Raw genomic sequence first — 18,516 nt, 5'->3', positions numbered from 1 at the left:
ACACAAAAATAGGTGGACCGGCATGTTAAAATGATAAAAGAAACAAATCAATCTTGGAATTATACCTGTGATCGTAACCTTCCCCAATAGTCCGTACAAATTACATCAATCTTTTGAGCCAGCAGGCGATCAACCCCAGGCAATTACCAAGTTGGTCGACGGTATTCATGATGGTCTTGCGTCTCAGACATTACTAGGCGTTACGGGTTCAGGGAAAACCTATACGATTGCCAACATGATTGCACGTCTCGGCCGCCCGGCAATTGTGATGGCGCCGAATAAAACACTCGCAGCTCAGTTGTATGCTGAGATGCGCGAATTTTTCCCTGAAAATGCGATCGAGTACTTTGTTTCTTATTATGATTATTATCAACCTGAGGCATATGTGCCGTCACGCGATATTTTTATTGAAAAAGATTCGAGTATTAACGAGCATATTGAGCAAATGCGTTTATCCGCCACAAAATCATTGCTGGAACGGGACGATGCAATCATCGTCGCCAGCGTATCGTGCATCTACGGTATCGGAGATCCTGTTGATTATCATGGCATGATTTTGCATTTGCGTAGCGGCGAGAAAATCACGCAACGTGAAATGATTAAACGTCTGACTGAAATGCAATACGACCGTAATGAATTAGAGTTCAAACGCGGTGTATTTCGCGTTAGAGGCGATGTGGTGGATATCTTTCCAGCTGAAAGCTCTGAAACGGCTGTGCGTGTTTCGCTATTTGATGATGAAGTCGATAGCATGTCGTTATTTGATCCGCTAACGGGTCGCATATTACAAAAATTATCACGTTACACCGTATATCCTTCCAGTCATTATGTAACGCCTCGGAGTACTACGCTGCGTGCAATCGAAACAATCAAAGTTGAGTTACGTGAGCGTTTAGATTATTTCTATCAGGAGCACCGGTTGGTTGAAGCGCAACGCCTTGAGCAACGCACACGATTTGACCTGGAAATGCTCAATGAATTGGGTTTTTGCAAAGGCATTGAAAATTATTCACGTCATCTTTCCGGCAAGCAACCGGGCGAACCACCTCCAACGCTTCTCGATTACCTGCCGCGCAATGCCTTAATGATCATTGATGAAAGCCATGTCACCGTGCCACAGGTGGGCGGAATGTATAAAGGCGATCGTTCGCGCAAAGAGAATCTGGTGAATTATGGTTTTCGCTTGCCATCCGCATTGGATAATCGTCCTTTAAAATTCGAGGAATTTGAAAAAAGGATGCCGCAAACTGTTTTTGTATCGGCAACGCCAGCTGATTATGAAAAAATAAACAGTGGTCAAGTTGTGGAGCAGGTTGTCCGGCCGACAGGATTGGTTGATCCAATCATTGAGGTGCGTCCAGTGGCAACGCAGGTTGATGATTTGATGTCTGAGGTCAGCTTGCGGACAGCTAAGAATGAACGAGTTTTAGTCACTACCTTAACGAAACGCATGGCCGAGGATCTGACGGATTATTTCTCCGATCATCATATCAAAGTGCGTTACTTGCATTCGGATATTGATACCGTTGAACGAGTCGAGATTATTCGTGATTTGCGTCTTGGTAAATTTGATGTGCTGGTTGGCATTAACTTATTGCGCGAAGGATTGGATATCCCGGAAGTTTCATTGGTCGCCATACTGGATGCCGATAAAGAAGGCTTTCTGCGCTCGGAAAGATCATTGATTCAAACCATTGGCCGGGCTGCTCGTCACATCAATGGCACGGCAATTCTTTATGGAGACAGAATAACCAAATCAATGCGCTTTGCAATCGATGAAACCAAACGCCGGCGTGATAAGCAAACGCAACATAACCTGCAACATCAGATAACACCGCGATCTGTCCATAAGCGGATTAAAGATCTGATCGACGGTGTGTACAATTATGAATCCGCACAACAGAATCATAAAGCGGCGCAAGTACAGGCGCGTTATGATGCCATGAGTGAAACCCAGTTAGCCAAGGAAATTCAGAGAGTTGAAAAGCAAATGCTGAATGCCGCAAAAAATCTCGAATTCGAGCAAGCAGCATCGTATCGGGATGAATTAAAAAGCCTCAAGAATAAATTGCTGATCGGTTTTACCGATGTTTCCTAAAAAATTATTTCTTAACTTCGGTAGAAGAAACAAAAATGACGGTACTGAAGGTGCGATTCAACGATTTGCTGGTGAAGTTAGTCATCACCATACTTTCAACGAAACGGATATGGTCACCTTTGCTGACTTTGGTCGTAGGCGCTGCAATCCAGAACTTATTGCCACCATTCTCTAATTCCATATACGTATAACCGGTTGTATCGAGGATAGCGATGACTGTTCCTTCGTTGGTAGCTAATTTTCCAGCGGATCCTTGACTGTTCGGCGGTTCATGGTGAAGTGCCATGACATTGACCGGATTCAATAGCAAACATCCAACCAGGGCGATAAGGGATAAAAATAAATTTTTCATGCAAGCTCCAAAAATACAGTGTTGTTCGGCGCAGTATAATACACTGCTGCATTATTTAGTTCCAATATTGGAAAATTCTGTTGATGCCCTATCCTGACGTACTTTTTCAAAAAAACAAATGGCAGCTGCAGCTGCAGCATTGAGTGATTCGGTTTTTCCAGGCATGGGAATAGAAATATTCTCGTTGGCCGCTTGGATCATTTCTTTCGACAATCCGGCTCCTTCGTTACCGAACACAAAGGCTATCGATCCAGCTAATGAAATCTCAAAAAGCGTTTTTGTGGCTTGTATGGAAGTGGCAATGACAGTCCCAGAACATTCCTGCGCAACTTTTTGTAAGTCACAGTGCTCATGAATGTGCAGAAAAAAATGCGCCCCCATGGAGGCTCGGAGTGTTTTGGGAGACCAGGCATCGGTGCATTGTTTTGAAAGATAGACATCTCTAACGTTAGCGGCGGCTGCTGAACGTAAGATGGAGCCAAGATTTCCAGGATCTTGAATTGTCTCAAGAAAAACACTAAAAATTTCTTTTCTAGAATCACTTTCTTTCTTCAATTCAGGAATTTCAATGAGCGCGAGAATTCCTGTCGGTGTCTTAACAGGGGATATGCCACGAAGCAGGGCATTACTGACAATGGTTATTTTAGGGCGCGTATTGCCAAATAGCCTATCTAGAAAACGCTTGTTTTCTAGATCTTCATAATAAGTTTGACCGACAATCAGATTCTCCGGCGTGCCCAGTACCGAGCAATAGATCTGAATGAGATGCACGCCATCCAGCAACGTTAGCCCTGTTCTTTTACGGTACTGTGATGATCCTTCTAACTTGATTAGTTGCTTGATGAGCGGATGTTCGCGCGAAGTAATAACTGGCATGACTATATCCCGCAGTTATCGAGAAGTGATTACGATAGTCATCCCCGGCTTATCGATCTTTATAGCGATACTCTGCTGACATGGCATGCGCTTGTAACCCTTCTCCATGCGCTAAAACAGATGCAATTTCTCCGAGTTTTGCAGCGCCTTGCTGAGAGACTTGAATGAGGCTGCTGCGCTTTTGGAAGTCGTATACGCCCAATGGGGAAGAAAATCGCGCTGTTCGTGATGTGGGTAGAACATGGTTAGGACCGGCGCAATAATCTCCAAGCGCTTCACACGCATTGCGGCCGAGGAAAATAGCGCCGGCATGGCGGATTTTATCCACCCAGATTTCCGGCTGATCGACAGATAACTCCAAGTGCTCAGGCGCAATTCTGTTGGCGATCGCACACGCTTCACCGAGGCTTTGTACTTGAATCAAAGCGCCGCGATCTTCCAGTGACGCGCGAATGACAGCTTTGCGTGGCATGTCGGATAACAAGCGATTAATGCTGTGCATTACTTGATCCAGGAATTCGGTGTCGGGCGATAACAGGATTGATTGCGCCATTTCATCGTGCTCCGCCTGCGAGAATAAATCCATGGCAATCCAGTCGGGATCTGTTTTGCCATCGCAGATAACCAAAATTTCAGAAGGACCGGCAACCATATCAATACCGACGACACCGAATACCCGGCGCTTGGCGGCAGCGACATAGGCATTTCCGGGACCCACGATCTTGTCAACCTGCGGTATCGTTTCAGTGCCATACGCCAGCGCGCCGACAGCTTGCGCACCGCCGATGGTAAAAACCCGATCAACCTGACTGATTGCAGCCGCCGCCAGAACCATATCATTTCTTTCCCCGCCCGGTGTCGGCACAACCATGATCAGTTCCTTCACACCAGCCACCTTCGCGGGGATGGCATTCATCAGAACGGACGAAGGGTAGGAGGCTTTGCCGCCAGGGACATAGAGGCCGACGCGATCCAATGGGGTTATTTTTTGACCTAACAGCGTACCATCGGAATCCGTGTATTGCCATGAATTCAATGGCTGTTTCTCATGGTAGCTGCGAACGCGTTCTGCAGCTTGTTCCAATGCATTACGCTGGATTGACGGTAATGCTTCCAAGGAATGACGCAAGTTTTCCTGCGTTAACTCGAGATCCTTACCGGATGTTGCAGAGAGCCGGTCAAAACGGTTGGTGTATTCGATCAAGGCGGCATCTTTTCGGCTTCTGATGTCGGCAAGAATCTTGGCTACTGTGATATCGACCGCATCATCTTGCGCATTTTCAAAAGCCAATAATTTTTCAAGATTGGAATCGAAATCAGGATCGGTTGAATTGAATCGTTTAATTCGGATCATGGTATGAGGTGAATTGAATTCCTGATGAATGCGATTTGCTGGCAGGTTTTATTGTTTCACGGCTTCAGAAAACGCATCCAATACGGGTTGAATAATATCTCGCTTTAGCTTCAATGCGGCTTGATTAACAATCAATCTTGCCGAGATTGGCATGATTTCTTCGACAGCTACAAGATTATTTGCTTTTAATGTGTTGCCGCTTGAAACCAGATCAACAATTGCATCAGCCAAACCCACCAGTGGAGCCAGTTCCATCGATCCATACAATTTGATCAGATCGACATGGACGCCTTTGCCAGCGAAGTGTTCACGAGCAGTCTGGACATATTTAGTGGCAATGCGCAGTCGTGCGCCTTGCCGCACGGCGGAGTCGTAATCAAAACCTTCAGGCACGGCTACCATCATGCGGCAGCGGGCGATATTCAAATCCAGCGGCTGATAGAGACCGGAGCCGCCATGTTCGATCAATACGTCTTTTCCGGCAATGCCAAGATCCGCCGCACCATATTGCACATAAGTCGGCACATCCGATGCGCGCACAATAATCAAGTGAACATTGGCGCGATTGGTGGAGAGAATCAATTTGCGCGATGATTCCGGATCATCCAGCGCAATGATTCCCGCCGCTTTTAACAAAGGCGCCGTGTCCTCAAAAATTCGCCCTTTTGACAGGGCGATTGTAATATCAGTCATAAATCAGGAAATTATCCAAGATTAGCTGCGGCAAAATCCCAATTGATCAATTTATCCAATACCGTATTCACATAGTCGGCACGGCGATTTTGGTAGTCCAGATAGTAAGCGTGTTCCCACACATCAATGGTCAATAATGGGCGGACATTTTTAGTGAGCGGTGTTTCAGCGTTGCCGGTTTTGGCGATAGCAACCTTGTCTCCATCCAACACCAGCCATGCCCAGCCACTTCCAAATTGTGTCAATGCTGCTTGAGCCAAATCTTTTTTGCACGCATCCAAGTTGCCAAACGACGCTTCAATTTTTTGTTTGAGCGCAGCGGATGGCTCGCCGCCGCCGTTGGGTTTCAGGCTATGCCAATAAAACATATGATTCCAGATTTGCGCGGCATTATTAAAAATTGCAGCCTTATCAGCTTGTCCGGCGGTTGCCCTAATGATCTGCTCCAGCGATTGTCCTGCCAGATCGCTGTTTGCCAGCAGATTGTTCAAGTTATCGACATAAGTCTTGTGATGTTTGCCATAGTGAAAGCTGAGCGTATTGGCGGTGATCACCGGCTCCAATGCATTATTTGCATACGGAAGGGGTGCCAGCACATATTGCGAACCGGATTGGGCGGCTTTGGAAAAATTATCGAGATTGACAGCGGACATAGGAGTCTCCTTAGAATGAAAAGTGAGTTTATTGTAATAACTTTTAATTAATTCAATCATGATCGGGAATAATCCTCAGTGAGCATTATTGGTTTCCGTGGTGAATGTGATTTTATTGTAACCTGCCAGCCGGGCAGCTTCCATCACTGTGATGACAGATTGATGCGCTGCTTTGGCATCCGCATTGATAATAATAAACGGATCCGGTTGATTCTTGGCTGCTGAGAGCAACGCATCGCGCAAGCTTTCGATACTGGAAAACTTGATCGGTACCAGATTGATTGTATAGTCTCCTAGTGCGTTGACAGTAATATCAATGCTATTGGGTTTGTCGATATTTTTGTCGACTTTCTCCGCATTGGTCTCGGGCAAACTGATTTCAAGTTCAGCAAATTTTGAATACGTGGTCGTAACAACCAAAAATATCAGTATCACCAGCAATACATCAATCATCGGTATCAGATTGATTTCCGGGTCGTTATTTTGTTTTCCGCGTTGAAAATTCATTCCGGTACAGGTCGTGTTTAAGGATAATCTAAATAGCAAAACGTTATACAGCAATATTTCATTCAATGAGTAGACGCATTGCTAAAGCAGATTAGTATAATACCAATTGTATTTTTTATTGAAGCTATCGAAATAATCACACAATTATTGCACAGACTTATAAAATAGCCAGCCGTGTTTTTATCGTTTGCTCGTGCACGATCTTTTCAATAGTTATTTTCTAATTTTTAGCCGACTAATGCCAAATGATTAAACCATTAATAAGCGTAGTGATGGGCAGTAAAAGCGATTGGGATGTGATGCAACACGCCATTGCAATATTAGACGAATTCCATATTGCTTATGAAGCCAAAGTGGTCTCGGCGCATCGTACGCCGGATTTGATGTTTCAATTTGCCGAAGCAGCCAAGGCACGCGGGATCAAATGCATTATTGCCGGCGCGGGCGGTGCTGCACACTTACCCGGCATGATTGCCGCAAAAACCACGCTACCGGTTCTGGGTGTGCCAGTGAATTCAAAACATTTACAAGGACTGGATTCACTGCTCTCCATTGTGCAGATGCCGAAAGGCGTGCCTGTGGCTACGTTTGCCATCGGCGAAGCGGGTGCGGCCAACGCGGGATTATTTGCTGTTGAATTGCTGGCGGTGAATAACAGTGAATTGAGTGCGCAACTGGACGAATACCGGCGGAAACAAACCGAATCTGTTCTTAACGCAGAGCTGCCAAAATAATGCGCATCATGCCTGGGGCGATGCTGGGTGTTCTTGGAGGCGGGCAGCTCGGACGCATGTTTGTGATGGCGGCTCAGCAAATAGGATACCGGGTGACGGTATTGGATCCATTGCCGGATAGTCCTGCCGGGCGTACCGCGGATGATTTTATCTGTGCCGATTATGCCGATCAATCGGCGCTGGAAAAACTCAGCATCCAATGTGCCGCTATTACCACCGAATTTGAAAATATCCCTGCGAATTCGCTACGAAAGCTGGCCAAATTTTGTGTCGTCAGTCCGGATGCATACAGTGTTTCGATCGCACAAAACAGGATTGCAGAAAAACAATTTTTGGGTACCAATGGTTTTGCCATTGCGCCGTTTGCGGTCATACAGCAGCAGGATGACTTTGCCACGCAGGATGTCGCGGACTTGCTTCCCGGTATCCTGAAAGTCAGCCAGTTCGGTTACGATGGCAAAGGCCAGAAATCCGTTGCCGATGAATCAGAATTGTTGGCCGCCTATGCGCAACTGAATCACCCGGTTTGCGTGCTGGAAAAATTCATGCCGCTGAAAAGCGAGCTATCGGTTGTCGTGGCGCGTGGCGGGGATGGCGAATTGAAGATTTTTCCAGTATCCGAGAATCAGCATGTCAACGGCATTCTCGATATCAGTATCGTGCCAGCCAGAATTTCACAGGAATTGGCTGAGAAAGCCCAGGCCATGGCCTGTCAGATTGCGGAAAAACTGAATTATCAGGGCGTTTTGTGTGTCGAGTTTTTTGTATTGCAGAACGATGAATTGCTGATCAATGAAATTGCGCCGCGCCCGCATAACAGCGGACATTATTCGATCAACGCCTGCGTCACCTCGCAATTCGAACAGCAAGTGCGCACCCTGTGCGGCTTGCCACTGGGAGATACCACGCAACATAGCGCCGCCGTGATGGTCAATCTACTGGGTGATTTGTGGCAAAACGGCGAACCCGATTGGAGCCTGGTTTTGCAGAACCCATCGGCCAAATTACACTTGTACGGTAAAACCGAAGCACGCCCAGGCCGCAAAATGGGACACTACACCGTGTTAAGCACCGATATCGACACGGCGTTACAACAAGTCACCGCCATTAAAAAACAACTTGAACACCATTCAATCCAAAAGCCATGACGCAACCCTCTGCATTATTTGAAACCAGCATCAAAAGCCTGCCGTTTTTGCATCGCGGCAAAGTCAGGGACATCTATGCCGTCGATGACGATAAGCTGCTGATCATTCAAACCGATCGCTTATCGGCATTTGACGTGATTTTGCCGACTGCGGTGCCGGGGAAGGGGAAGCTGCTGACGGCACTGTCCGATTTCTGGTTCAAGAAACTGGCACATATCCTTCCCAATCACTTGACCGGCATTTCACCGGAATCGGTCGTGGCCGAGGATGAGCGTGAACAAGTGGAAGGGCGCGCATTTGTTATCCGGCGCTTAAAACCGTTGCCGATCGAAGCGATTGTGCGCGGCTATGTGGTTGGATCAGGATGGAAGGATTACCAAAAATCCGGAACGATTTGCGGGATTCAACTGCCCGCAGGATTGAAACTGGCTGAAAAACTTCCCGGCGGCGCGATTTTCACCCCCTCGACCAAAGCGCCGGCCGGTACGCACGATGAAAACATTTCCTTAGCGGAAGTGGAAGCCCAATTAGGCAAAGCGCTGACCGCCAAAGTCAGCGAAAAAGCCATCCGCCTCTACACCGAAGCAGCCGATTACGCCGCACAACGCGGCATCATCATCGCCGACACCAAATTTGAATTTGGGCTGGATGATGCCGGTGAACTGTATCTGATCGATGAAGTGCTGACACCTGATTCATCCCGCTTCTGGCCATCTGATCGCTATCAGGCCGGACAAAATCCACCGAGCTTCGACAAACAATTCGTGCGTGATTGGCTGGAAAAGCAAGATTGGAACAAGAAAGCCCCGGCGCCTGAATTACCGGAAGATATTTTGCGGCAGACGATGGAGAAATATCAGGAAGCTTTGCGGTTGTTGACATGATAAACTTTTACGCAAGCGCAAATGACAATTATGATCGTCAATAAAGGCGAATGCACAACCAACGACAGTTGATATCATCATGGGGAAGAATAAGATTCTTGATTATGGACCTGGCCCCAATGGTGCGTGACTGGCTGGAGCAACAAGATTGGATCAAGAAAGCCCCGGCGCCTGAGTTGCCGGAAGACATTTTGCGGCAGACGATGGGAAAGTATCGGGAGGCGTTGCGGTTGTTAACGTAACCACGAAACATACAAAAATTGATGTTATTTTTAATGCAATAGATTGCGTCATTTCGGAAGATTAATTGTAGTTAAGACTCACTGAGAAGGGGGAGTCACTATGTCGCCAAGAATCTTGCTCATAGGAATTATCGCTATGCTCATCGGCTGCGCTATGTCGAAGGAGATGTATCTCCCCGATGGCTCGAAAGGTTACAACATCAGCTGCGACGGCAGCGCAAACAGCATGGGTAACTGCTTTCAGAAGGCTGGGGAGCTCTGTGGCTCAAAGGGCTACTACTTACTTAATCGTGAAGGCCAAGCCATTCCGTTCGGTACAAACGTTGGATCGGCGAGCGTCGTTCTTGGTGGTGGTTCGGCAGGTTACGTCGCTCAAACTGGAATGATGGTTACACGCAGCTTGTTCATTAAATGTAAGGAGTGAAGCTCATTCGTTATGCCTGCTGTATCCATGCCGCGCGCTCTTAGAACACCAGATGATCTTCGACGTGCGTCCGTTGAAATCTGGTACGAATACTCGATGTTTTGTCAGCTCGCGAAGGGTCTTGCTTCCGGTGTTCTTGGAGAAGGTCCTATAAGAAACGCGGCACTAGAGGCATTTCTTCTCCATACGCGTGCGCTCACGGAGTTCTTCTATCAAGCTTCTCCGCGCTCGGATGACATTGTTGCTCAGGATTTCATGTCGGTTTCTGTCACTTGGATGGGAATCTGTCCTCCAATTAGCCCAGCGCTCGAAAAGTTGCGTCATCGTGCAGGCAAGCATCTCGCTCACCTTACGTATGATCGACTTGAGGTAAAACCAGAAACAAAACCGTGGCCATTTCTCGAGATTCTCTCTGGGGTTGCAGCGCCCTTGCAGGTTTTCTTACTGCACGCGTCAAAGGAAGTGCTGGCCGATGACTGGTTCGACAAACTGCAAGTCTAGCTTTAGCACGGTAAATTGGTGCAAGCATGGGGCCAGGTCTAGAATTGAGAATACAGCCGATGGATTCAGTATGATTTTTATTGTGTGATCTGGTGGTATGTGCACTGTGCCGGTATTGGATTCGTGATTCGGTACTCGATAAGCGCACAAACACGAGGTCTACCATCGTATTTTGCAGGATGACAGGCCCCAGAATCCTAGTTTAATATAGCAAACGGACGGGGATGTGGCTCATGGGGTCAGCGCTGGGATTCTGGTTTGCTAGACTTGAAATGCCGTCCCCGTCCTCCTGCGTCATCCGGTGTGTCGTTCGGGATGGTGCCGATCAGTAGATTGTGGCTCTGTATGTAGACGAGACCGACGGATGATTTATCGGTTTAGTTGTAATAGTGCGGAGGCCCCATGATCATGAACAATTCTCCACAAATTTATGTCAGTGTTGATATTGGTTGTCGTCAGCACAGTGTGGCAATAGGCTTGTCCAATGGCGATGTGCTGGATGAGTTTGCCATTCTCCACCGCCCGGAAGGTTTTAAACAATTCTCAAAACATCAACAGGCCAAAATCTGCTTCATTTTGTAAATCGAATTTTTAGAGGTACTCATAAGTAATCGTTTCCACGTGTAACACTATCAAGGAAGGCTGCGTAGGGAAAAAGCTGACTCAGTCGTGAAAAGAGTGGATCGCCCGATTGCAATCCACTCTTATGAGCTGAATGCTCTATGAAGAACTGCGACTATTTTTGTGACAGTCTTACGGTTCCAGCGCTGTCCAAATATGCACCGAGGCGTTTTGCTAAGGCAGTTTCCACGGCGCCTGTTGATGTACTGGTTTTGGTTTCCAAGCCCACGCCACAAGCCCATAACTGTGCATCTAAGATAGCGATGCGGGAATTGTGGTTTTCATTGATTGACTTAGCCTGAAAATTGGCATAGGTATTGTTTGCTCCTTTAGAGGTATCAACAACGACAGTCCCATCAGGAAGCGTGATCAGAACACGGCCATTCGTTATCAGTGCTGCGACTGTGTTAGCTTCATTGAGTAATGTAGTGTAGGTAGGCTCGCCTGTAACTGCATTCAGTCTGTTTCTGAATTTTGTTACTTGTGCAGGCGTCAATATGGCGTTTAGACTTGCATAGGCAGGTTCGGTTAATTTGGTTAGAACTTGATCCCCGCATGCGGCCATTACATTGAAACTAACAAACAATAGTACAGCAGCTAACGACAATAAAGACATTTTTTGCATTTTCATGTGAAATCTCCGATGTGTTTTTAAAGTATTACCAGATACATTACGATCACTGAATGTGTTCAATACGCATCTCCTTACCCGCATACATCAAACATGTGAGGAGCGTGATGTATGCGAAGGCCATGCTAGCAAGCGTGCATGACATGTCGATGTCATCAAAGTTACAGGAGCATTAAATTTTTGTGATCTTGTTGTGTGCATTGTCGGTATTGGATTCGGTATTCTGTACCTGAATCCAACGGCTTGAAAGATTGGATTAAAAGTGTAATTGATGGCGCCGTTTGTTTGCCTAGCAGTCTGTCGGACTTAAGGTCAATCTACTGCGCCAGTGGGATACCGGTTCATATTTCCTCTATTTCTCGTTGCATAGATCGACTATGCGGCTACAAATAAAGAAAATATGCACTCGCTCTCCCACTCGGTTGGCTACGATTGCTTAAGTCCGACAGACTCCTAGTAGGGGAATTTCGAGAAGTATAGGAAAATGTCGCAGATTGAGAATAGGAAAGATAAATTCCGTGGAATTTATCTTTTATGATGCTGTAAGTGTTCGCGGTATTGGATTCTTGATTTTGTATCTGAGTCTAGCGATGTGTGTAGGCCAAGTAAGTTTTCCTCATGCCGGGCAGGATAACTGGTCGCTTAACGCAAGCCGCAATTCTCCGTCAAAAACCATCTCAATTACTTTCGGTATCGTTTCGATTGACTCTTTCTGGTACACCATTCCTCGCGCACCGCAAGAGACTGCTTGATCAATCACGCTCTGATTTTGTGCTCTGCAATAAATTATGATGCGTGTATCGCCATTATTGGTAAATTCAGAAATAAAGCTTGCACAATGATCATCAACCAAAGAAATATTGAGTATCAAAATATCCGGTCTTTTTTCCATAATCAGTTCTTCGGCAGCATAAATGTTTGTTGCTACCCCAACAATCTCCATGCGAGGCTTCTGATTATTGATAAGGTTCTCCAGTCCCCAGAGCACAATTGGTTGATTATCAACTAATAATACTCGGATAGGGTATGTAGAAAGCTGTTTTTCCGGTTTCACTTCCTCTGCAATCTCATCATCTCTTTTAAGGTCAGAATCACTATAATAGCGGCTTTTCTCACTACCACCTCGGTTGGTTCTGCAACCCAAGGCGGAGACTAATTTCTCGGCGCGTCGTGCGATTGATTTTGTGGTATACGATGTAAAATAAATACAAAGATTGGGGATCTCGAGTGGCAGATTCAGTCGATGGTCTAAACAAATGTTGTCGCCTTCATCCAATGCCATGTCAGTCAGAATAAGATCAGGTTTATCGATTGTCATTCTGAGTGACGCTATCTCTTTTGAATTGTAAATGCCAGTGACTTCGTATTCCCAACCATTAAGAATATTTTTCGAGTATTCACCAGGGATATGGTTGCGAATCAGAATTAATATCCGTGGGACTTTTGTTTTGTTAAGAGAGATTCTCTTTGATGCGAATTCTATTTCCTTAGCCATTGGTTTATACCTTTTAAAAACGCTATTTTTGTTTTTCTGTTTTGTGTGCACTGCATAACTGCATATATCTAATACACACTACAAAATAATCCATACTTTTGGCTATGTTAATTCCACTTGTTAGGATAAAGGTTTCAATGGCAAACAAATAAATCGACATTCCTCCGATTATTCCACCGATAAATTTTGTTTACCACGAATCAGCTTAATACCCCTAGTTAGAATCTGTGATAAAGAACGGTATAAACATTTTGTTATCAGTATTTATTGTTAACGAAACTCTGAATAACTGTCATTTCGAGCAGAGCGAGAAATCTATCACGTTGACTCACATATCCCAACCGCCTGATACCAATCGGTTATCCCAATACTGTTGTAAAAATTATTACACGCACGGAAACATTTGCGAAATTTGCAGCTTTGTATAATTTAATTATTTTTTTGTATAATTATTCGTGTACCATTGGTGCCGTAGCGATTTGTACTAGACACTAGATATAGTGGTTTTGAGAGAAAAATGATAGTACATTGAATCAATGGAAATTTATTTTTTCTCGCGTGAATAATCAGTCAGGAGAGATCATCGATGCAGCTTACGACAGAACATATCAACCTCAAGCCTGTTTCCGGAAGTCAAAGTTTTACTGATCCCAGTCACCAAAATTCCCTTTTTTCCCAATATCGAGTCATCCGCCGTAACGGTGCGGTGGTGGCTTTTGAGCCGGGCAAAATAACGGTTGCGATGACCAAGGCGTTCATCGCGGTCGATGGCGGTCAGGGTGCGGCGTCGGTCAGGGTGCGTGAGGTAGTTGCGGGGTTGACCAATGATGTTGTGGGCGCATTGCTGCGCCGCCAGCCGGATAGCGGCACTTTCCATATCGAGGATATTCAGGATCAGGTTGAGCTGGCGTTGATGCGCTCCGGCGAACACGATGTGGCGCGTGCGTATGTGCTGTATCGTGAAGACCGTGCGCGTGAAAGAGCCAAGCTTAAACAGAAATCCGCCGCCGAAGTGGCGGCAGAAACACTCTATGTTGTGGATAACGGGCAAAGAGTGCCATTGGATATGGCCCGATTATCCGCATTAATCGAATCTTCCTGCAGCGGGTTGGGAAATACCGTCGATGCCTCGCTGATACTGAAAGCCACAATCAAAGATTTGTATGACGGCGTGCCGCTGGATGAAGTCAGAAAGTCCGTGATTCTTTCGGCGCGCGTTTTGATCGAGAAAGACCCCGCCTATAGTTATGTCACTGCACGATTACTGTTGAATAACATGCGTTATGAAGTGCTGGGCGAGGAAGTTTCCCAGCAAATGATGCAAGCGCAATATAAGGATTACTTTCCGGTTTTCATCAAACGCGGCATTGAGGCCGATCTTCTGGATGAACGCCTGGCGCAATTCGATTTGACGCGTCTGGCCGAAGTACTCGATGCGGCGCGCGATCTGCAATTTGATTATTTGGGGCTGCAAACCCTGTATGACCGGTATTTCCTGCACATCAAAGAAAACCGTATTGAATTGCCGCAAGCATTCTTTATGCGCGTGGCAATGGGGCTGGCGCTGAATGAAATTGACCGCGAAGCGCGCGCGATTGAGTTTTATCACGTGTTATCCAACTTTGATTTCATGAGCTCGACGCCGACTTTGTTCAATTCCGGCACTTGCCGCTCGCAATTGTCTTCGTGTTATCTCACCACAGTGCCGGATGATTTGGACGGCATTTACGAAGCGATCAAGGAAAATGCCTTATTGGCCAAATATGCCGGCGGATTGGGCAATGACTGGACCGCGGTGCGTGCCATGGGCGCACGCATCAAAGGCACCAACGGCAAATCGCAGGGTGTCGTGCCTTTCCTTAAAGTGGTATCGGATACGGCAGTCGCGGTGAATCAGGGCGGCAAGCGCAAAGGCGCGGTATGCGCGTACCTGGAATGCTGGCATCTGGATATCGAGGAATTTCTCGAATTACGCAAAAATACCGGTGACGACCGCCGCCGTACGCACGACATGAATACCGCCACCTGGATTCCCGATTTGTTCATGAAACGGGTGATGGACGGCAGCGACTGGACCTTGTTTTCGCCTTCCGATGCGCCGGATTTGCACGAAAAATTCGGCCAGCAGTTTGAGCAAGCGTATTTAGCGTACGAAGCCAAAATCGAGCGCGGCGAGCTGGAATTGTACAAAAAAATCCCGGCGGTGCAATTGTGGCGCAAGATGTTGAGTATGCTGTTTGAAACAGGACATCCCTGGATTACTTTTAAAGATCCGTGCAATATCCGCTCGCCGCAGAATCATATCGGGGTGGTGCACAGCTCGAATTTATGCACGGAAATCACCTTGAATACCAATGACAAGGAAATTGCCGTGTGCAATCTCGGTTCGGTGAATCTGGTGGCGCATTTGAAAGACGGCGCGCTGGATCTGGACAAACTGAAACGCACTGTGAGTATTGCGATGCGAATGTTGGATAACGTCATCGATATCAATTTCTACGCAGTCGCCAAAGCCAGAAATGCCAACCTCAAGCACCGGCCGGTCGGATTAGGCATTATGGGGTTTCAGGATTGCCTGCATCAACTGGGCATTCCGTATAGTTCTGATGCCGCAGTGGAATTTGCCGATCGTTCGATGGAAGCGGTGGCGTATCAGGCTTATTGGGCTTCCACCGAACTGGCGGAAGAACGCGGTTGCTATAGTTCGTACAAAGGCAGCTTGTGGGATCGCGGCATTCTTCCGCATGACACGCTCGAAATACTGCGAAAAGAGCGTGGCGGTTTTGTCGAAGCGGATCTATCCACAACGCTGGATTGGGATGCACTGCGTCAGCGCATCAAAAATCATGGCATGCGTAATTCCAATTGCCTGGCGATTGCGCCTACCGCTACGATATCCAATATCATCGGGGTTTCAGCCAGTATTGAGCCGACTTACCAGAACTTATACGTCAAATCCAATCTGTCCGGTGAATTCACGATCACCAATCGGTCCTTGGTTGATGATTTGAAGAAACTTAATCTGTGGGATGAGGTCATGATCGCGGATCTGAAATATTTTGACGGTGCCATCAGCAAAATAGACCGTATTCCGGAGAGTATCCGTACCTTGTACGCCACCGCATTCGAAATGGAACCGTATTGGCTGATCGAAGCCGGTGCGCGGCGGCAAAAATGGATTGATCAATCGCAATCGCTGAATATTTATATGGCGGGCGTTTCCGGTAAAAAACTGGATGACACGTATAAATTGGCTTGGATTCGTGGCCTAAAGACCACTTATTATTTGCGCTCGATGGGTGCGACAGCCGCTGAGAAATCGACTGTGCGTGCGGGTTCGCTGAATGCAGTGCCTGCCGATGGCGGCATGGCCAAAGTGGCGATGGAAGTATCGGCTGTCGAAATCAAATACTGCGCGATCGATGATGAAAGTTGCGAATCGTGCCAATAACCGATGAATGGATAAGAAGAAAAGGAAAAGGAGTAAAACATGCTGACATTTGAAGATGAACCCGTTAAAGCGCAAGCGCCATTACCTATTGATCCATCGTTTCAAACGAACGCACAGGATTTTGATTTACGGCCGCAAACGCCGTTGCATGGACAGGGTGCTTCTGTACACGCCAACGCAGCAATTGCCGATGAAGCCGTAGCAGGAAGCGCCAACCGGCGTGTCTCGGTAGAGGACAAGCAAATCATCAATTGCAACGCCGATGTCAATCAACTCGTGCCGTTTAAATACAAGTGGGCGTGGGATAAATATCTGGGCGCGTGCGCCAATCATTGGATGCCGCAGGAAATCAGCATGAGCCGCGATATTTCTTTGTGGAAAGATCCTAATGGCTTGACCGAGGATGAGCGCCGCCTGATCAAACGCAACCTGGGTTTCTTTGTGACGGCGGATTCATTGGCAGCGAATAATATTGTGCTGGGCACTTACCGGCATATTACCAATCCGGAGTGCCGCCAGTATCTGCTGCGCCAAGCATTTGAGGAAGCCATTCACACGCATGCGTATCAATATATTGTCGAATCGCTGGGTCTGGATGAAGGGGAAATCTTCAATGCCTACCATGAAGTGGCTTCTATCCGCGACAAGGACGAATTCCTGATTCCATTTATTGATACGCTGACAGATCCGCATTTCAAAACAGGGACACAAGAAACCGATCAGCAATTACTCAAAAGCCTGATTGTTTTCGCCTGCATTATGGAAGGGCTATTCTTCTATGTCGGTTTTACGCAGATACTCGCGCTCGGCCGGCAAAATAAGATGACCGGCGCCGCTGAGCAATATCAGTATATTCTGCGGGATGAATCGATGCATTGTAACTTCGGTATCGATGTGATCAACCAGATTAAAATGGAAAATCCGCACCTATGGACCAAAGCATTCCGCGATGAAATCAATGAATTGATGCATAAAGCCGTGGCGCTGGAATACCGCTATGCCGAAGACACCATGCCCCGCGGCGTATTGGGTATGAATGCGCCGATGTTCAAGGAATATTTACGCTATATCGCCAATCGCCGCTGCCAGCAAATCGGCTTGGATATCCTTTATCCGAATGCCAATAATCCATTTCCCTGGATGTCGGAAATGATCGATCTGAAGAAAGAAAAGAATTTCTTTGAGACGCGGGTGACCGAGTACCAAACGGGGGGGGCGTTGAGTTGGGATTGAGTGTTGTAGCAGTCAGTGCAATCAGTTTATGCGAAATTTTTTAGCGTATATATTACGTTAGGTATCAGAACCAATCAGTTTCAGAGATCTCCCACAAATGTCTACAAATCCGAACCAAGTTCTCTACGACTACATCGCTCATCAAGTTAACCGCGAGGACTCGCTGGTCAACAACAGAATGGGTTGGGTCCTGCAGCTTAACGGTTTCTTGTTTGCGGCTCTGGCGCTGGCGGGAAAGGATATGCCGCTACATCTGTCTATGTTCTTCCAGCTAACAATTCCCATAGTTGGGCTGATTACGAGTATTGCTGGTTTCATAGGTGTGCGCGCAGCGCATCGACAGCTTGACTACCTCAAGTCTCTGTGGAGCATTCAAGCTTTTCCGGATTGGCCGAGGCCCTTCGGCGATCCTAAGGCCTTCCGCCTTGGGTCATACGCAGCGTTCTGGCCAGCAGCTACGTTGTGCATCTGCTGGTCCACTTTCTTCGTCTATCAACTGTGGACTATTAATGCCTAACCCCATTCGGTCAAGCCGACGTGCTCCGGGCTACGCCCTCCGCACGCGGCTTACCTCAAACGTTCGGTGACAAATCATGCCTGAAGAAACCAACAACTCATT

At 47.0% G+C, this 18,516-nt stretch carries 18 protein-coding genes and 1 pseudogene; 11 read left to right on the top strand and 8 right to left on the bottom strand.

Features of this window, described 5'->3' with window-relative positions; all coding sequences use genetic code 11:
- Window positions 1–67: 67 nt before the first annotated feature.
- Window positions 68–2,098: an excinuclease ABC subunit UvrB gene (gene uvrB / locus K2P83_RS07020; RefSeq protein WP_292927670.1), complete on the top strand. Its 2,031-nt coding sequence runs from the start codon at window positions 68–70 to the stop codon at window positions 2,096–2,098.
- 4 nt (window positions 2,099–2,102) lie between these two features.
- Here the strand turns inward: uvrB and K2P83_RS07015 are convergent, their stop codons facing one another.
- The 6 genes from K2P83_RS07015 to K2P83_RS06990 form a co-directional block, all read right to left on the bottom strand.
- Window positions 2,103–2,450, bottom strand: coding sequence for a hypothetical protein (locus K2P83_RS07015; RefSeq protein ID WP_292927668.1), 348 nt, complete (start codon window positions 2,448–2,450; stop codon window positions 2,103–2,105).
- 51 nt (window positions 2,451–2,501) lie between these two features.
- The gene (locus K2P83_RS07010) at window positions 2,502–3,326 is read right to left on the bottom strand and encodes an RNA methyltransferase (RefSeq protein WP_292927666.1); all 825 of its coding nucleotides are present in this window, start codon (window positions 3,324–3,326) and stop codon (window positions 2,502–2,504) included.
- 49 nt (window positions 3,327–3,375) lie between these two features.
- A complete protein-coding gene (gene hisD, locus K2P83_RS07005; RefSeq protein ID WP_292927710.1) occupies window positions 3,376–4,677 on the bottom strand; it encodes a histidinol dehydrogenase in 1,302 nt (433 codons plus the stop codon).
- 51 nt (window positions 4,678–4,728) lie between these two features.
- Window positions 4,729–5,373 (bottom strand): ATP phosphoribosyltransferase, encoded by a 645-nt coding sequence (hisG, locus tag K2P83_RS07000; RefSeq protein ID WP_292927664.1) that lies wholly within the window; start codon window positions 5,371–5,373, stop codon window positions 4,729–4,731.
- A gap of 11 nt (window positions 5,374–5,384) precedes the next feature.
- Window positions 5,385–6,026 (bottom strand): superoxide dismutase, encoded by a 642-nt coding sequence (locus tag K2P83_RS06995; protein WP_292927662.1) that lies wholly within the window; start codon window positions 6,024–6,026, stop codon window positions 5,385–5,387.
- A 75-nt stretch (window positions 6,027–6,101) separates the two neighbouring features.
- Window positions 6,102–6,533, bottom strand: coding sequence for a biopolymer transporter ExbD (locus tag K2P83_RS06990; protein ID WP_292927660.1), 432 nt, complete (start codon window positions 6,531–6,533; stop codon window positions 6,102–6,104).
- A 245-nt stretch (window positions 6,534–6,778) separates the two neighbouring features.
- Here K2P83_RS06990 and purE point away from each other — a divergent pair, with 245 nt between their 5' ends.
- From purE to K2P83_RS06955, 7 genes and pseudogenes are all read left to right on the top strand, one after another.
- Window positions 6,779–7,267: a 5-(carboxyamino)imidazole ribonucleotide mutase gene (gene purE / locus K2P83_RS06985; RefSeq protein WP_292927658.1), complete on the top strand. Its 489-nt coding sequence runs from the start codon at window positions 6,779–6,781 to the stop codon at window positions 7,265–7,267.
- Entirely contained in the window at window positions 7,267–8,415 is a 1,149-nt protein-coding gene (locus K2P83_RS06980; protein ID WP_292927656.1) for a 5-(carboxyamino)imidazole ribonucleotide synthase, read from the top strand. Before purE ends, K2P83_RS06980 begins: the two co-directional genes overlap by 1 nt.
- A complete protein-coding gene (locus K2P83_RS06975) occupies window positions 8,412–9,299 on the top strand; it encodes a phosphoribosylaminoimidazolesuccinocarboxamide synthase (RefSeq protein ID WP_292927654.1) in 888 nt (295 codons plus the stop codon). The genes K2P83_RS06980 and K2P83_RS06975 overlap by 4 nt, the downstream gene beginning before the upstream one ends.
- Before the next feature lie 122 nt (window positions 9,300–9,421).
- Window positions 9,422–9,541 (top strand): annotated as a pseudogene (locus K2P83_RS06970) (phosphoribosylaminoimidazolesuccinocarboxamide synthase); the annotation flags it as partial.
- Window positions 9,542–9,641: 100 nt separating this feature from the next.
- Window positions 9,642–9,965: a hypothetical protein gene (locus K2P83_RS06965; protein ID WP_292927652.1), complete on the top strand. Its 324-nt coding sequence runs from the start codon at window positions 9,642–9,644 to the stop codon at window positions 9,963–9,965.
- A gap of 12 nt (window positions 9,966–9,977) precedes the next feature.
- Window positions 9,978–10,466 (top strand): hypothetical protein, encoded by a 489-nt coding sequence (locus tag K2P83_RS06960; RefSeq protein ID WP_292927650.1) that lies wholly within the window; start codon window positions 9,978–9,980, stop codon window positions 10,464–10,466.
- A gap of 408 nt (window positions 10,467–10,874) precedes the next feature.
- Window positions 10,875–11,048 carry a hypothetical protein gene (locus K2P83_RS06955; protein WP_292927648.1) on the top strand — a complete coding sequence of 58 codons (174 nt, stop codon included), beginning with the start codon at window positions 10,875–10,877 and terminating at the stop codon, window positions 11,046–11,048.
- Window positions 11,049–11,202: 154 nt separating this feature from the next.
- Here K2P83_RS06955 and K2P83_RS06950 read toward each other — a convergent pair whose 3' ends face one another.
- Together K2P83_RS06950 and K2P83_RS06945 are read right to left on the bottom strand one after the other, a co-directional pair.
- A complete protein-coding gene (locus K2P83_RS06950) occupies window positions 11,203–11,718 on the bottom strand; it encodes a hypothetical protein (RefSeq protein WP_292927646.1) in 516 nt (171 codons plus the stop codon).
- A 616-nt stretch (window positions 11,719–12,334) separates the two neighbouring features.
- Window positions 12,335–13,213 carry a response regulator gene (locus K2P83_RS06945; RefSeq protein WP_292927644.1) on the bottom strand — a complete coding sequence of 293 codons (879 nt, stop codon included), beginning with the start codon at window positions 13,211–13,213 and terminating at the stop codon, window positions 12,335–12,337.
- 586 nt (window positions 13,214–13,799) lie between these two features.
- Here K2P83_RS06945 and K2P83_RS06940 point away from each other — a divergent pair.
- The 3 genes from K2P83_RS06940 (at window position 13,800) to K2P83_RS06930 (ending at window position 18,414) form a co-directional block, all read left to right on the top strand.
- Window positions 13,800–16,664, top strand: a complete 2,865-nt coding sequence (locus tag K2P83_RS06940) for a ribonucleoside-diphosphate reductase subunit alpha (RefSeq protein ID WP_292927642.1) — start codon at window positions 13,800–13,802, stop codon at window positions 16,662–16,664.
- 39 nt (window positions 16,665–16,703) lie between these two features.
- The gene (locus K2P83_RS06935) at window positions 16,704–17,897 is read left to right on the top strand and encodes a ribonucleotide-diphosphate reductase subunit beta (protein ID WP_292927640.1); all 1,194 of its coding nucleotides are present in this window, start codon (window positions 16,704–16,706) and stop codon (window positions 17,895–17,897) included.
- 97 nt (window positions 17,898–17,994) lie between these two features.
- Window positions 17,995–18,414, top strand: a complete 420-nt coding sequence (locus K2P83_RS06930; protein WP_292927638.1) for a hypothetical protein — start codon at window positions 17,995–17,997, stop codon at window positions 18,412–18,414.
- Window positions 18,415–18,516: the final 102 nt, after the last annotated feature.

The sequence above is a fragment of the Nitrosomonas sp. genome (genome assembly GCF_019752415.1).
GTDB lineage: Bacteria > Pseudomonadota > Gammaproteobacteria > Burkholderiales > Nitrosomonadaceae > Nitrosomonas.
The sequence above is the reverse complement of the archived record's forward strand: the minus strand, read 5'-3'. Positions and strand labels throughout refer to the sequence as shown.

Excerpts from the sequence above, each read along its gene's own strand:
- K2P83_RS07015 (WP_292927668.1), bottom strand. The coding sequence starts at position 2,450 with ATGAAAAATTTATTTTTATCCCTTATCGCCCTGGTTGGATGTTTGCTA.
- K2P83_RS07010 (WP_292927666.1), bottom strand. The coding sequence starts at position 3,326 with ATGCCAGTTATTACTTCGCGCGAACATCCGCTCATCAAGCAACTAATC.
- hisG (WP_292927664.1), bottom strand. The coding sequence starts at position 5,373 with ATGACTGATATTACAATCGCCCTGTCAAAAGGGCGAATTTTTGAGGAC.
- K2P83_RS06995 (WP_292927662.1), bottom strand. The coding sequence starts at position 6,026 with ATGTCCGCTGTCAATCTCGATAATTTTTCCAAAGCCGCCCAATCCGGT.
- K2P83_RS06990 (WP_292927660.1), bottom strand. The coding sequence starts at position 6,533 with ATGAATTTTCAACGCGGAAAACAAAATAACGACCCGGAAATCAATCTG.
- purE (WP_292927658.1), top strand. The coding sequence starts at position 6,779 with ATGATTAAACCATTAATAAGCGTAGTGATGGGCAGTAAAAGCGATTGG.
- K2P83_RS06980 (WP_292927656.1), top strand. The coding sequence starts at position 7,267 with ATGCGCATCATGCCTGGGGCGATGCTGGGTGTTCTTGGAGGCGGGCAG.
- K2P83_RS06975 (WP_292927654.1), top strand. The coding sequence starts at position 8,412 with ATGACGCAACCCTCTGCATTATTTGAAACCAGCATCAAAAGCCTGCCG.
- K2P83_RS06965 (WP_292927652.1), top strand. The coding sequence starts at position 9,642 with ATGTCGCCAAGAATCTTGCTCATAGGAATTATCGCTATGCTCATCGGC.
- K2P83_RS06960 (WP_292927650.1), top strand. The coding sequence starts at position 9,978 with ATGCCTGCTGTATCCATGCCGCGCGCTCTTAGAACACCAGATGATCTT.
- K2P83_RS06955 (WP_292927648.1), top strand. The coding sequence starts at position 10,875 with ATGAACAATTCTCCACAAATTTATGTCAGTGTTGATATTGGTTGTCGT.
- K2P83_RS06950 (WP_292927646.1), bottom strand. The coding sequence starts at position 11,718 with ATGAAAATGCAAAAAATGTCTTTATTGTCGTTAGCTGCTGTACTATTG.
- K2P83_RS06945 (WP_292927644.1), bottom strand. The coding sequence starts at position 13,213 with ATGGCTAAGGAAATAGAATTCGCATCAAAGAGAATCTCTCTTAACAAA.
- K2P83_RS06940 (WP_292927642.1), top strand. The coding sequence starts at position 13,800 with ATGCAGCTTACGACAGAACATATCAACCTCAAGCCTGTTTCCGGAAGT.
- K2P83_RS06935 (WP_292927640.1), top strand. The coding sequence starts at position 16,704 with ATGCTGACATTTGAAGATGAACCCGTTAAAGCGCAAGCGCCATTACCT.
- K2P83_RS06930 (WP_292927638.1), top strand. The coding sequence starts at position 17,995 with ATGTCTACAAATCCGAACCAAGTTCTCTACGACTACATCGCTCATCAA.